19 protein-coding genes are annotated in these 13415 nt (G+C 47.9%); 14 read left to right on the top strand and 5 right to left on the bottom strand.

From position 1 onward, the window contains the following. Positions 1–4 precede the first annotated feature (4 nt). The 4 genes from BGX14_RS08665 to BGX14_RS16110 all read left to right on the top strand — a co-directional run bounded on the left by BGX14_RS08665 (position 5) and on the right by BGX14_RS16110 (position 2630). Complete coding sequence (locus BGX14_RS08665) at positions 5–544, top strand: HEPN domain-containing protein (RefSeq protein WP_088637352.1); 540 nt, start codon at positions 5–7, stop codon at positions 542–544. A 5-nt stretch (positions 545–549) separates the two neighbouring features. Then, the gene (locus BGX14_RS08660) at positions 550–1230 is read left to right on the top strand and encodes a hypothetical protein (protein WP_095879631.1); all 681 of its coding nucleotides are present in this window, start codon (positions 550–552) and stop codon (positions 1228–1230) included. Between the two features lie 189 nt (positions 1231–1419). After that, positions 1420–1875 carry a hypothetical protein gene (locus tag BGX14_RS16115; protein ID WP_233126463.1) on the top strand — a complete coding sequence of 152 codons (456 nt, stop codon included), beginning with the start codon at positions 1420–1422 and terminating at the stop codon, positions 1873–1875. 185 nt (positions 1876–2060) lie between these two features. Beyond that, positions 2061–2630, top strand: coding sequence for a class I tRNA ligase family protein (locus BGX14_RS16110; RefSeq protein ID WP_233126462.1), 570 nt, complete (start codon positions 2061–2063; stop codon positions 2628–2630). A gap of 166 nt (positions 2631–2796) precedes the next feature. Here BGX14_RS16110 and BGX14_RS08650 read toward each other — a convergent pair whose 3' ends face one another. The 3 genes from BGX14_RS08650 to BGX14_RS08640 form a co-directional block, all read right to left on the bottom strand. Next, a complete protein-coding gene (locus tag BGX14_RS08650; RefSeq protein WP_095879630.1) occupies positions 2797–3171 on the bottom strand; it encodes a type II toxin-antitoxin system VapC family toxin in 375 nt (124 codons plus the stop codon). Then, positions 3171–3389 carry a DUF2281 domain-containing protein gene (locus BGX14_RS08645; protein WP_073304744.1) on the bottom strand — a complete coding sequence of 73 codons (219 nt, stop codon included), beginning with the start codon at positions 3387–3389 and terminating at the stop codon, positions 3171–3173. Before BGX14_RS08645 ends, BGX14_RS08650 begins: the two co-directional genes overlap by 1 nt. 174 nt (positions 3390–3563) lie before the next feature. After that, entirely contained in the window at positions 3564–3851 is a 288-nt protein-coding gene (locus BGX14_RS08640; RefSeq protein ID WP_073304742.1) for a hypothetical protein, read from the bottom strand. An 86-nt stretch (positions 3852–3937) separates the two neighbouring features. On the opposite strand from BGX14_RS08640, the gene BGX14_RS16285 reads away from it, so the two are divergent. From BGX14_RS16285 to BGX14_RS08610, 7 genes are all read left to right on the top strand, one after another. Further along, the gene (locus BGX14_RS16285) at positions 3938–4066 is read left to right on the top strand and encodes a hypothetical protein (RefSeq protein WP_255404493.1); all 129 of its coding nucleotides are present in this window, start codon (positions 3938–3940) and stop codon (positions 4064–4066) included. Positions 4067–4860: 794 nt separating this feature from the next. Beyond that, a complete protein-coding gene (locus BGX14_RS08635; protein ID WP_095879629.1) occupies positions 4861–5562 on the top strand; it encodes a hypothetical protein in 702 nt (233 codons plus the stop codon). Next, positions 5550–6155: a ClpP family protease gene (locus BGX14_RS08630; RefSeq protein ID WP_233126461.1), complete on the top strand. Its 606-nt coding sequence runs from the start codon at positions 5550–5552 to the stop codon at positions 6153–6155. Before BGX14_RS08635 ends, BGX14_RS08630 begins: the two co-directional genes overlap by 13 nt. Beyond that, entirely contained in the window at positions 6155–7057 is a 903-nt protein-coding gene (ftsY, locus tag BGX14_RS08625; RefSeq protein WP_095879628.1) for a signal recognition particle-docking protein FtsY, read from the top strand. The genes BGX14_RS08630 and ftsY overlap by 1 nt, the downstream gene beginning before the upstream one ends. After that, positions 7038–7397, top strand: coding sequence for a hypothetical protein (locus BGX14_RS08620; protein WP_095879627.1), 360 nt, complete (start codon positions 7038–7040; stop codon positions 7395–7397). The genes ftsY and BGX14_RS08620 overlap by 20 nt, the downstream gene beginning before the upstream one ends. Beyond that, positions 7394–7855, top strand: coding sequence for a thioredoxin family protein (locus BGX14_RS08615; RefSeq protein ID WP_073304732.1), 462 nt, complete (start codon positions 7394–7396; stop codon positions 7853–7855). Before BGX14_RS08620 ends, BGX14_RS08615 begins: the two co-directional genes overlap by 4 nt. Beyond that, positions 7840–9489 (top strand): glycosyltransferase family 2 protein, encoded by a 1650-nt coding sequence (locus tag BGX14_RS08610; protein WP_233126460.1) that lies wholly within the window; start codon positions 7840–7842, stop codon positions 9487–9489. The genes BGX14_RS08615 and BGX14_RS08610 overlap by 16 nt, the downstream gene beginning before the upstream one ends. 113 nt (positions 9490–9602) lie before the next feature. Here BGX14_RS08610 and BGX14_RS08605 read toward each other — a convergent pair whose 3' ends face one another. Continuing rightward, positions 9603–9887: a hypothetical protein gene (locus tag BGX14_RS08605; RefSeq protein WP_073304730.1), complete on the bottom strand. Its 285-nt coding sequence runs from the start codon at positions 9885–9887 to the stop codon at positions 9603–9605. Between the two features lie 24 nt (positions 9888–9911). Here BGX14_RS08605 and BGX14_RS08600 point away from each other — a divergent pair, with 24 nt between their 5' ends. Beyond that, positions 9912–10721 carry a menaquinone biosynthetic enzyme MqnA/MqnD family protein gene (locus BGX14_RS08600; RefSeq protein ID WP_073304728.1) on the top strand — a complete coding sequence of 270 codons (810 nt, stop codon included), beginning with the start codon at positions 9912–9914 and terminating at the stop codon, positions 10719–10721. 59 nt (positions 10722–10780) lie between these two features. On the opposite strand, the gene BGX14_RS08595 is transcribed toward BGX14_RS08600, so the two are convergent. Next, positions 10781–11419, bottom strand: coding sequence for a bifunctional 4-hydroxy-2-oxoglutarate aldolase/2-dehydro-3-deoxy-phosphogluconate aldolase (locus BGX14_RS08595; protein ID WP_095879625.1), 639 nt, complete (start codon positions 11417–11419; stop codon positions 10781–10783). A gap of 236 nt (positions 11420–11655) precedes the next feature. Here BGX14_RS08595 and BGX14_RS08590 point away from each other — a divergent pair, with 236 nt between their 5' ends. Further along, positions 11656–12399: a hypothetical protein gene (locus BGX14_RS08590; protein WP_143394200.1), complete on the top strand. Its 744-nt coding sequence runs from the start codon at positions 11656–11658 to the stop codon at positions 12397–12399. After that, positions 12383–12988: a hypothetical protein gene (locus BGX14_RS08585; RefSeq protein ID WP_095879623.1), complete on the top strand. Its 606-nt coding sequence runs from the start codon at positions 12383–12385 to the stop codon at positions 12986–12988. The genes BGX14_RS08590 and BGX14_RS08585 overlap by 17 nt, the downstream gene beginning before the upstream one ends. The last annotated feature ends 427 nt before the right edge of the window (positions 12989–13415 follow it).

The following is a 13415-nucleotide window of genomic DNA, read 5'->3' as shown; positions in this document are numbered from 1 at the left end:
GCCTATGTCTAAATCCCTAGAAAAATTTAATGTATCCATCCAAGATTCAAAGAATCTTTTAGATATGTTTGACAAACAGAGTAAATCAAATCCTGAAAATGCTGAGGTGTTGAAACGTGCCGGACTTGTCATGGCTTTTACGGCATGGGAAACATACGTGGAGGATCGCTTGACGGAGTCCTTGTCGCTGCAGATGAAGTTGATAAAAGGATGCTCGCTAGGAGATTTTTTCCAAAAGAAATTAGATGAAGAATTAAAACGATTCAATACGCCGACATCCGACAAAACAAAGAAATTATACAAGGATTTCTTGGGAATTGAAGATGTTACGGAAGGCTGGAAATGGAGTAATTATGAGCCAGCTAAATCGCGAGAACAATTGAACAAATGGATTGCCTTGCGTGGTGAGATTGTGCACCATGCAAAAGGTGTTTCGACAAATCCGCAACCTCACATTGTAAAGAAAGATGATTTGTCCAAATGCATTACTTTTTTAGAAGGACTTGTAAAAACTTTTGATGCATATGTAGAAAAGGTCCTTTGATATATATGGATAAATCCAAACTCATAAAAACAATCAATCAAAAGGGCCTACGCAATAGCCTTATCTCTATCTATTACAATAGCGGTAGAGCGTTGCCGTTCCGTGCGCAGCGCTTTCCTGATGGTCGGGTTTCCGATTGGTATCGGTCGCAGTTCGTTGAAGTCCATGAGGTAAAGCCTGGTGGTAAAGGCGGAAAGTACGGTTACGCTTATGGATTCTATTTCAGGAATGGAGAACGTGCGGATGCTACGGAAAACAACCCCGAGCAAAGTTGGTGCAAAATGAGTGATACCGAGCCGCAGGGAATTCCGTGTGCCGCTTGTGGTTCATGGGTGCTTCTTGATATTCTGGGAGAAGCGACGGCTGAGCCTACAAAAATTTATGGCGTAAACGATGTCTTGGAAATCGGCAAGCATAAGGGAAAGACTTTGGCCGAAGTTATCCGCTCTGATTGGGGGTGGGTAAAGTGGGCTAAAGAAAATGCGGAACACATCTTTTTTGATATGGATGAAGTGATGGAGGAAAGGAATAAAAGCATTAAGCCCCTTCATTCAGAAGATGTGTTGACCTATGGGAAATACAAAGGGCAAAGCATCAAGGAAATTGCTGGATTTGACATAAATTATCTTCGATGGCTTTCTGCGAATAATGATGATTTTGTCTTTGATTTCAAGGAATTGTCATAGTACGTTTTGATGTTCGCTTTCGCGTTAGGAATAGTGACCCCTTGGGGCTGAGACCATGGACTCGGTTTTAGGAGGCGGGCGGCGAGCGAAGCGAAGGTGGCGACCCCTAAAATATAGCCCGACCCACGCCAGTGGGAAACGCCCAAATGCAAAGGGGCGAACCGTTGCAGAAACCTCCTCAGTTCGGCAATGGGTCCGCAAACGGCCCCGCTGCACTTGCCTTGCGGGTTTTTCCCGATTATCCACTGGGAAGACGGCGAAATCTCTACCGTTGACGATGACCAACTGCCAGTAACGTTACCGGATCTGCAAAACTACAAGCCGGGTGACGGCGGACAGTCCCCGCTCGCCAACGCCACCGAATGGCTCCAGGTGACCGACAAGAACGGCCGCAAGGGTATCCGCGAAACGAACACCATGCCGCAATGGGCGGGTTCTTGTTGGTACTACCTCCGTTATATCGACGCCTGCAATGGCGATGCATTTGTGGCAAAGGAACTTGAAAAGTACTGGATGCCTGTGGACCTCTACGTGGGCGGTGCCGAACACGCCGTGCTCCACCTGCTCTACAGCCGCTTCTGGCACAAAAGTGGCAAGGCGAACGCCGCAAAAATATGCTCGCATATTTTTATGGCTGAGCCGTAGCCACGGACGCCGCAGGCGTCAACGTCTTGTTCGACCTCGGCCTCGTCTCTACCGACGAACCGTTCCAGAAACTCTTCAACCAGGGCATGATCCTCGCATTTGCTTACGAAGATGCCGCTGGCTACACAGACTGTTCGGCTTACGCCTCACTCTCGCCACCGCCTCAGCTTAACGCATGAGGCTATGTGGCTCACGGCCTCGGCCGCGCCTGGCGCTCCGTGGTGGGCGACGACGATGCCGATCCGGTTTACGTTGACGATGCTTCGGCAGGCTCAGCAACCGGCCTTCCGGAAGCAATCGAAAAGGTCATGCACCAGACGGTCATCAAGGTCACGAGCGACATCGAGAACATGAGCTTCAACACCGCGATAAGCCAACTCATGATTTTCAACAACGAACTTCTCAAATCCGCCGATCGCTACCGCGAATCCTGCGAAGTATTTGCCCTTCTCTTGCAACCGTTCGCACCGCACCTCGCCGAAGAAATGTGGCAAGTGCTCGGACACAAAGAATCGATGGCCTATGCGCCCTGGCCCAAAGCCGACGCTTCCAAAGCCGAAGAATCCTCCGTGGAAGTCGTTTTCCAGGTAAACGGAAAAGTCCGCGCCAAAGCGCAAGTCGCCAAAGACATGGACAAGGCCGCCCTCGAAAAGCTCGCTCTTGAAAACGAAAGAGTGAAGGAGTTCATGGCTGGCAAAACCGTCGTGAAGTCCATTGTCGTGCCGGGCAAGCTTGTGAACATCGTGGTGAAATAAAGGTCCCTGAGCAGGTTGGCGAGCGTCTGTCCTCGCTTGACGGGGATGCCGAACCAACCGAAGGTCCGAACAGCCCTTAGTGAGCCAAGCCTCCCTGCGGGGAGAAGGATCTAAAAGCATTGAAAAGGCGTTCCCTGTGGAACGCCTTTTTTGTGTGGAAATTATTTTACCAGGTCGTTTTTACTTCGTAAAGCGGAATTTTTGTGTCTCGCGTTATTATCGTCAAATCGTTTTCAATTGCTTGAGCGATAATGAATCTATCAAACGGATCTTTGTGGATGTCAGGCAACTTTTTTAACCTTTCTGCATCGTATTCCGTTGGCGGGAGATAAGCGAAGCATTCGTTTTCTAAAACATTTCTCAATTCAGGAATGCTGATGTTGAATTCAAGAGTTCCTTTCGCTTGCTTTATCGCGATTTCCCAAAGAGAAGCATAACTAAAAAAGCACTTGCGAGAATCCATTAACTGGCGGGCTTTCGCGGACAACTCGATGTTTCCGGAAACGTACCAGATAATTGCATGCGTGTCTAAAAGATACATTACATATACTCCGCGAACTCTTCGAGCGGTTCGTCAAAGTCGGGAGCCATTTTGCAGGGAATGTCCTTAAGACACCCAAAGCCTTTCTTCTGGGAAACGGACTTTGAGCTTTCCTCCGAGGCAAACTTGAAAAAAATGTAGTCCACATAGGAATCGATCTCGTCAAGAGCCGATTGCGGGAGTAATTTCAATTTTTTTTCTAGGAGTGCGTAATTCATAAAGACCTCCTTGCAACACCTCAATATACATTTTTCGTAATTTGAAGTCAATGTGGCCGACCGGGAAGGCTTGAATACGCTCCATTTCCGACCCGGAATAACACCGCTTTTCTTGCAATCGCGCGATTTCGAGCTGATAAACTTTTTGAACGAAATGCTCGGCTTTAAGTTATTTTACAGAGTGTAAACGAAGGAATGAGCAATGGATCTTAACGAGAGTATCAAATGCTGCTGCCAATAGAACTTTGTATGATTTAGGTTCCCGTTATGGCGAAGCCGCGTCTCTTGATTTAGCAGCTTACGATGGAAAGTCGCCAAGTCCAAAAATAGAACCACCTCTTCGCTCTTCTCTATGTATCTTTGGTTGAGAATATTTTGCGGAGCTGCGGCAATTCCCGCCGAATCAACAATGGCAGATTCTCCCGGAGCGAACGGACGATTCGCGTCAATGTAATCCCGCATGGTTCCCGGAAAAAACAACCAACTCCATAAGAAAAACGGTGAAAAGAGATGCTTTGGGACGCGCGATCAAAGATTCCATTTCCTACGTGTCTAAACAAACTCCGCAAAAAATAAAAGTTGTCGTTGATTATGAAAATCTGAATCATTTATATAAAACGGGGTTTAGTGGACGATATGAAATTTCGTCAAATGGTCGAGAAAAAAATTTTGGCTGAATGGAAAACTATTACAAGAAGATGCTTATTTTATTGAATTTAAAAAGAATTTAGCAAAACAAAGTGAAGAAGTTTCCCCTTCTCGCTATGGCGCAATATCCAATTCCGCCCCAGAATTTAAAATTTCCCACCGCCAAGCGTGGCGGGGGATAGGGTGAAGGGAAAAGGGGCTGCCCATAAGTCTTAAGAGTTTTACTCTTTTAGACGAATTGTCCCTGGAAGGGAGCCTTCGCAAAAGCGTGCAAGGCGAATGTTGCGCCGCAAGCTTGCTTGCAGGCATTATCTTCGAGGAGACTAGTAGTATTCGTCATTGCGTACCCACCAAGGAGAAAATCAGTCATATTTGAAAGCGACCGTCATTGCGAAACCCGGAGGGGTGAAGCAATCCTTTCCCGCTGACAAGATTGCCACGTCGCTACGCTCCTCGCAACGACGAGGTGCCAGCACAGATTGCTTCGGCTTTGCACAATTCGTCTAAGGGAACAAGTTCCCAAGACTCATGGGGCTTTGCACAATTCGCCTAAAGGAAGCGGAGCTTCCAAGGCTCATGGGCGTAAGCGAGCACCTCGCAGTATGCGAGAAGAAATTTTCCTTGTGAAAAAGAAATTCCTGTATTGAAAAAAAAGAGTTCCACTTTGCGAAAAAGATGTTCACACTTTGAAAAAATTTTTAATTGAGAGTATTTGGTGGAAGATCGTATATAATTCCCTTATCAAGCGTGTCCGTAATGCAAAAGCGGATAATGTAATTTTGGGATATAACTTTTTAAAAGTGAACTGATTTTGGAGGTTTCTATGAACATTTTCAAACTGCTCGCCATTTTCGCGATGATTTCTATCACGGCCTGCACTTCGGAGACTTCGCCCTCGGGCGCGGAAAAGCCGAACGAAAATTCCTCAACGGAACTTTCATCAAGTTCCGCATCTTACGGCATCGTTCCCATCGATACGACCATTCGGGATTACGTCGATCCGATTGAAGGCACGATTTCTTCGGCTTCGAAAACGAGTTACAACTTTTCAACGGAGCGGACGATTCTTTTTGATTCGACGAGAATTTTTGTCGCCGCATATTTTCAGGACAGGGCAATTCAAGGTTCCACGGATCGTGCGGGCGGCTCGGCGACATTCACCTATCGGCTTTTGAAATCGGCGAACTCGGGCAAGGACTTTGTCGGTTGGCTTCTTTCTGGCGGATATTGGAGCAACGACTGCATCTCGGATTCCGCATATTTTGTCTCCCGATGCTTGACGCAAAACGGCGAACTTGTAGATTACAACAACGGATGCTCCGTCAACAATTTGCAGCTTTCCTGCGTCTATCCATACGAAGCGGCAAACGATTCCGCCGAGTTACAGCAAAAGCTCCGCGTCAACGGCACCCGGACAGTGACCGAGAAAGAGCCTGAAATCACGACGGGGGCTTATGTCAAATTTTACCGCGGTCGAAAAATTTCTAAATTGTCCCCAAAACCATTTTCCCTATGGAGTTTTTGATGAACGCCGCTAAAAAAAACGAGCAAAATCCAGAAAAAGAACAGACTCCCGACTTTATGAAAAAAGCCGAAGAATTCTTTGCCAACAACCGCAAAATTTTCCTTTGGGCTCCCGTAGATGACGAAAGCGCCACCCGAATCGTAAAGCAGATGATGTATCTGGATTCGCTTTCCCACGACGACATCACATTTTATATCAACAGTCCCGGCGGTGTCATTTCCAGCGGGCTCGCCATTTACGACTGCATGAACGCCATCCAGAGCGACGTGGTCACAGTGTGCTGTGGACAAGCGGCTTCCATGGGTGCAGTTCTTTTAACCGCGGGCGCAAAGGGCAAACGCTACGCCTGGCCGTCGGCGCGCATCATGATTCACCAGCCGCTGATTCAAGGACAAATGGAGGGACCGGCAAGCGATATCAAAATCCAAGCCGAAGAAATGCTCCGCATCCGCTCCATTACAACGGGAATCATCGCCCAAACCACCGGAAAATCCAGCGAAGAAGTGGACAGGGATACCGAACGCGATAATTTTATGTCGGCAGAAGAGGCAAAGGCCTACGGACTTGTCGATGAAGTAAAGAGCGTCTTCTAATGGGATTTTTTTCGGCCATCAAAAGCGGACTTGCCAAAACCCGCGAAGCCATTCTCGGAGAACTTAAAGGCATCACCGGCAAAGGCAAAGTCACCGACGAAATGCTCGAAGATTTGGAAGAGCGCCTGATTAAAGCGGACGTGGGGACAAGTGCCGCATTCGTTTTGACCGACGCCCTCCGCGAAGAGGCTCTTGGCAAATCGCTTTCCCAAGAAGAGGTGCTCAACATTTTGCGGGCAGAAGCGGAACGCTTTTTAATCGATCCGCCGCCGTTTGCATTCAAAGGCAAGCCTCACGTGATTTTAGTTATCGGCGTGAACGGAGCGGGCAAAACGACGACCATCGGAAAGCTCGCCAAGAAATTTGCAGATGAAGGGCACAAGGTGATGATTGCCGCAGCCGACACTTTCCGAGCCGCGGCGATAGAACAGTTGCAGGTTTGGGCGGAGCGTTCCGGAGCCGAATTTGTGCACCACGCCGAAGGTTCCGATCCGGCTGCGGTCGCCTTTGACGCTTGCGCAGCGGCCAAAGCCCGCGGTTGCGACATCGTATTCATCGATACGGCGGGCCGCCTGCAAAACAAAGACTACCTGATGGAGGAACTCGCCAAAATCGTCCGCGTTCTCAAAAAACAGGATGTCGCGTACCCGCACGACATGCTTCTCGTGATAGACGGCAATACCGGTCAGAACGCCATCAATCAGGCGAAAATTTTCAACCGGAGTTTTCCGTTGACGGGACTCATCGTTACGAAATTGGATGGCACGGCGCACGGCGGCTCCGTCCTTTCGATCGCCAGCTCGCTCAAAGTCCCGATTCTTTGGGTTGGAATGGGAGAACGCATCGACCAGCTCGTGCCCTTTAAAAAGGCGGAATACGTCGATGGCCTCTTTAAGGAATAAAATCCTTTTCGGGACGCTGGCCGTTTTAGCGACGGCCTGCTCCGAAAACATTTCCGTCCCCGCGGAATTTGTTCGTCTCTATGGCGACTTGAGAATTGCCGAGCGAGAATTTGGCGAAACTTCTCCCGAAGGACGCATCGCCCGGGTTCAGATTTTGGAACGTTACGGCTACACCGCCAACAGGTTCGATTCCATTGCAGAACAAATCCAGAGCAACTCCGATTTGTGGGAACCCTTTCAGGAATCGGTTTTGGTCTATGTGGATTCCATCGCGGTTCTCGCCGGCGCAGTCACTCCGCAGCCCAAAGCAAACACGCTTCCCCAAAAGGCCAAAAAATGAAAAACGCGATTTGCCTTTGTCTTATTCTGTGCGGGCTGTCCTTTGCCAAGACGCCGACCGATTCCACACATTGGGAAAATTACTCCCAAGCCCTCGCCGAAGCAAAACGGGATCACAAAATGGTATTCGTCGATATTGTCGCCGACTGGTGCCTTCCCTGCCGCGAAATGGACAAGACAACCTATCGGGACAAAGGCGTCGCCACATTGCTAAACACCCGCTTTCACCCGGTGCGCATCAAACAAAACTCCCAGGACACGATTTTATGCGACACTCTGCGCCTGCCCGTGGAACGCTGTTTTTTTGACGTGTGGAATCTGCAAGCGGTTCCCTCGTATGTGCTGATCGCGCCAAACGGACTTTCGATTCTGACCTATTCTAAAGGCCTGGATGCCGACGAGATGCGAATGCTCTTAATGCAATTCCTGTCAAAGGAAAAGGAATGGATAGCCAAATGAATTTTTCCCCTCTGGAAATCGCTTTTTGGATTCTGCTTTTTTTGCTGGTGCATTGCTATGTGCTGTTTCCTGTAACGCTTCCCTTTTTAAGCGAGATTTTTTACCGGAAGAACCGCAAGACAACCGAGAAAAGGGAGCTGCCCAAAGTTTCAATCCTGGTTTCGGCATACAACGAAGAAAGCGTGATAGAAAAGAAAATCCAAAATTTTTTGGAATTGGATTATCCCAAGGACAAACTTGAAATCCTCATCGGCGACGACGGTTCCGCAGACAAAACTGCCGAAATCGTATCCCGCTATGCGGACAAAGGCATCACGCTGGTCAAAGCCCCCAAAAATGCGGGCAAAGCCGCCATGCTCAACCGTTTACAGAACCTGGCCAAAGGTGAAATTCTGGTATTCTGCGACGCCAACACGATGTTTTTCCCAAACGTGGTGCGCAAGCTCGTCGCGCCGTTCTGCGATCCGAAAATCGGCTGCGTCTGCGGGCACTTGATTTTGACCGACCAGAGCGGAAGTCCTCTCGGCTCCGGCGAACGCAGCTACTGGGATCTGGAATCTGAAATCAAAAAATTTGAAGGGATTCTGGACAGGCTCGTAGGCGGCAACGGTGCCCTTTACGCCATCCGCAATTCCCTGTTCACCCCGCTACCCACCAAGAAAAGCGTCATGGACGACTTCTTTATTGCTGTCAAGGTTTTGCAAAAAGGATTTTTTTGCACCTTCGACCCCAGCGCCATCGGAACCGAACAAACTTCAAAAGAAGGCATTGGCGAATATCGCCGCAAGGTCCGCATCGGGCGCGCGAATTTCAACTACCTCCATTCCTATTTGCCGCTCCTTAACCCGCTCCATCCCGTAACAGCATATCTGTTCGCTTCGCATAAACTTCTCCGCTGGCTGACCCCGCATATCGCCATCGCCATCCTCATCCTGAACTCCATTCTTTTGACAACACAAAAGCCCATCTACTTTGCAACTTTCGGGCTGGCTTTGCTCTTCTTCATCATCGCCGGTTTTAAAATTTCCAGCAGCGCCTACTATTTTCTGCTGATGAACTTCGCCATGCTCAAAGGCAGCGTTCTTTCGTTTGCAAAGGAACACGGCGGCGGCTGGCAACGCGAAGCCCGCGGCGACGAAGAAACGCCTTCGCCCACATCCTCCAAAACGCCACAGACTCTCGCCCTGATTCTTCCGACAGTCCTGTCCTTCATGTTGCTTTCTGCATCCCCGGCAAAAGCTCTGACCGCGGATGTCAGTGTGGGGTCGTCAAATTGGACCGAAGACGTTACGGAATTCCATTTTTCGACATCCATGCATCTTTGGCATCCCATCGATCAGATGGTCTTTATCGGGCTCGGACTCGACTACCAGCGTTACGGAAGCATTTCGTTGGTTCCAGCGATGGCGAGCGCCTATATGCGCTTACCGTTCGGAAGCATAATCATGCCCGTGGCGACTTTCGATTTTGGATACGCCTTTGGCGACGATTCGCAAATGATTTGGAAAGTGGGCGGCGGACTGGATATTAAACTGGGACGCTACTCGTCCATTCTGGTTTTAAGCGGTTACCAGAATCTGAAAAAAAGCGGGGATTTGATTTATCTCCGCTGCGGCCTGCTTCTGGAAATCTAAAGACTATCGCTAAAAATCGCTTTGGTAATGCTTCGGCTAGTCGCTAATCACTGACAACTAGCCACTCTAACGCAACCGATTTTTTGAAAATGAATTTTAAAGGCGGCCTAAGGCTATTCGACGGCCACGTCTTCGTCGGCGACATTCAACGCCGCCACAATGTCGAGGGCTTCGGGCTCTTCAAGAAACCGGGCGACGAGGCCCGTCCGTTTTTCTTGGGTTTCATGCGATTCGAGTTCCACAACGTCGTCAATCTGCACATCGATAACGGCCTTGTCCGTAATCGGAATCTTGAGGGACATTCCCTGACGAACGTCGCCGTCCAAGACATTTCCACGAAAAACAAGACTCTTTTGATCTTCACCAAACAATGTTCTTTTTACATGAAATTTTGCCATACGCGAAAAAGTTAAATTATTCTCATGAAGTTGCGAGTCGGAAAAATTCCTTTTTTGGTTTGCGTCCCCTTTTTTCATCGTTTTTTAGAAGAAAATCGTCATTTCGAGGCGTTTTCATTTGTCGAAGGCGTCCCAAGTGCGCTCAATCAAAAGCTGTGGTCCGGAGAAATCCACTTGGCCCCGGCGTCGTCCATCGCCTACGCCAAGGATCCGTGCAACTTGCGGCTCGTGCCCGATATTTGCACCAGCTGCAATCTCGAAGTGCATTCCGTCGAACTCTTTTCCCGCTTCCCCTTGGAAAATCTTTCCCACAAGAAAGTCTATCTGACCCGACAGAGCGGAACCTCCGTAGCGCTTTTTCGAATCCTCTGTTCCCAGTACGCACAAGTGCATCCAGAATATGTGGACGCCGCCGAAAATGCGGACGCCATCCTGCTTATCGGGGACGAAGCGCTTCTAGAAAAATCTCAAAACCGATGGCCGTTCCGCTACGACCTGGCAAAGCTTTGGGAATCGTGGCAAGGCTTGCCTTTTGTGTTTGGCGCATGGAGCGTTCACCAATCCGCGCTCTCCAACGAACTACGCCCGCTTTTGGACTATTTTCTTTCAAATGTCCGGGAATCCATTTCCACGTTCCGCGCCGACCCGGCAAGCGCACTCACCGTTTGGACGAAACGATACGAAGTCCCTTTTTCCATGGGGCAATTACAGGCCTACTACAATTCTTTGGACTACGAATTTACCGACGAGCGCAAACGTTCGCTGGAACTGTATTTTAATTTGTGCGCAAAAGAAGGAATTTTGCAAGGCCCCGTCACGTTGCAGTTTATTTAAAGGTGTGACAATCTGCGCAGCGTACCGCCACTTTTGAAATGAATTTTTAGAAGCCTTTTTTAGCGATCTTTTACCGCTCGCAAAAATTCGGACAAATTCTTTCCGATCGTTTCCCAATCATTTGCCCGCATGAAATCCGGCTTGAAAATGCTCGCCCCGAACGCGACCAGATTCGCGCCGCTCCGCAAATAATCGCCAGCATTTTCCTTGGAAACGCCACCGCACGCGAGAAGCGGAATATCGCGGAATGGGCCGCGCAAAGCCTTGATATAGGAAGGGCCACCGACGCAATTCACCGGGAAAATTTTAACGCAGGTCGCGCCGAAATCGTAAGCGTTCTGCACCTCCGTCGGAGAAAGCGCACCGGGAATATCCGGCACATTCCTCTGCGCACAAGTCCGAATCACACTCTCTACCGTATTCGGCGAAACGATGAATTCCGCGCCCGCATCCAATGCCGCCTCCAAATCCCGCATATTGCGCACCGTTCCCGCACCGACCCGGATTCCGAAAGGCTTCGCCGCCGATTTCAACGCCGAAATAATTTCTGCCGCACTGTTCGTATTCATAGTGACTTCGATTGCTTTGAGTCCGCACTTCGCAGCGGTTTCTGCACAAAGGCTTTCCGAACCTTGGGGAATGTCGCGAAGGATTCCCACCACGGGAACATCCTGAAGAAACTCTAAAAATTCAGACATACGGCAAATATAGTTAGCTCGCGAATTCTAACGCACAGGTCAGAACTTTTTCTGCATCGGGAACAGGCGATTTTCGGGAAAGAAGGATTTTTTTTGGGGAAAAATCAGAAAATGGCAAAAAACCCTTGACAATGTTTTTTTTTGTTTACCTTTACATCGTAAAAAGGAAAACTCAACGAAAAGAAACGATGAATTTTGCGCTATGACGGCGTTTTCAAATGGAGCGGATTGCCAAAATGATGAAAAAGAGTTCTCTTGGTAGTATTCCTAATAAAGAAGAATATTTGAAACTATTTATGGGTTCGCCCCATCTAGGAGTTTCGCAAAATTCGGGCGAGGATGATTTTTCCTCAAACGCAAAAGAAGATTTGAGCAGGATAAAAGCCGCCTATGAGCAAGCCACAAAGACTCGCGAATTTGAAATAAAGCTTTATTGGGAACGTGCCAAATATTTTTGGGCGTTTATAATCTCCATCTATGTGGCCTATTACAACGTTCTGGTTTCCATTCATGGTGGTCACCATGGTACATATTCCTTGCTGGGGCTGTCCGGGCTCGGTTTTTTCTTTTCCGTCGCTTGGGTTCTGGTTTCAAAAGGTTCCAAGCAATGGCTTGAAAATTGGGAACATCATATCTACCTGCTGGAAGATTACGTGACAGGCCCGCTTTTTAAAACGCATAAGATTGACACGTGTTCCGTATCAAAGGTGAATCTTTATGCGGGGTATATCGTAGAGTTTTGCGCGGCTTTACTTTTTTATTATGAAAGTACCATTTTCTTTTACGACTGGCTTGGAGAACTTCCTTCGGCTTTTGGGTTTGAAGTTAATGTTGGAATTTTGTTTGCTCTGTGTTTTGGCGGGCTAGTTCTCTTCATTATTTTTTGGTTTGAAGAGAAAGTCAAAGGAAACGCTTATTTTAAACACGAGAAAATTGAACTTACTAGGTTTTATATTCAGGAATATGGCGAAGATGATTAAAAAAATTAAAGCAAAATTTTGGGAAATGGCTCGTGACTGGGGCATCCCTATAGGTATTTGGGCGATATTGGTTTGGATATTGGTTTGGATTTTCCTAATATTCATAAATATTCATGAAAAAGAAATTTATGAAAAAAGGATGCTAACGCTTAAAGTCAATGGGCAGGTTTGGATGGTGGGGGATTTAAGTTACGCATGGACAAAAGCTGTACAAAAACTTCCTTTTTGCATAACATTTGGGCAATTGTTGGGCTATACTCCTCAAAAGTGCGAAAACAAACTTAAAAGATCCGTCGTCGCCGATAGATGGAAAAATATGTTAAATGCTTGCCCCATAGGTTGGCATTTGCCAAGTTTAAGCGAATTCCGAACAGCGTTAGAATATGGAGAAGATGATATCGCTCACGACAGGCGGAATGATTGCGAAATTGTTGGCGAAAAGAACAATGCAATTTTTTGGATTGGCGAAAAGATTTCTCCATTAACCGCATATTGCGACATACCTACTAGCAGACGACGAATCATTACAGGTTCTTCTCCTCTTGCCTCGTTGGATTACGCATTCATAGTCCGCTGTATCAAAGACTAATCCATTTCCGCCCCCCAAGGCGAATTGAAGAGAGTTGCGTCGAAAAGGCTCAAATTCTGAGTCCAGCCTTTGAAAGTTTCGCTGGCGAATTGCCGATTTCCAGAACAGTCGAAGCATAGGCTCCGTGGATAGTGCCTCTCCTGAAGAAACCACTAACAACTATCCACTATTAGCCCATTTCCGAACACCTGTGTGGAGAGATGTCGTCTCCACCTTCACTTTTAGGAACTCCTGTGCGATGAGTCGCCGCCGATTTTTTGAAAATGAACTTTTAGAAGTGGGCTGTACAGCATTTTTCTAAAAAATATCCTAACGATGTATTTGATTTCATTTTAGCGAAAGCCAAACAGTTCTGGAATACTACGACTGTTTGAAACTTTTCCTGTTTCCCTTCCAAAACCCATATAAATCCTCGAAATCTCCCATT

It is taken from the genome of Fibrobacter sp. UWS1 (assembly GCF_002300445.1).
In the GTDB taxonomy this organism is placed as follows: Bacteria; Fibrobacterota; Fibrobacteria; order Fibrobacterales; family Fibrobacteraceae; genus Hallerella; species Hallerella intestinalis.
Note: the sequence above shows the minus strand (reverse complement) of the source record. Positions and strands in the feature narration are given on the sequence as shown.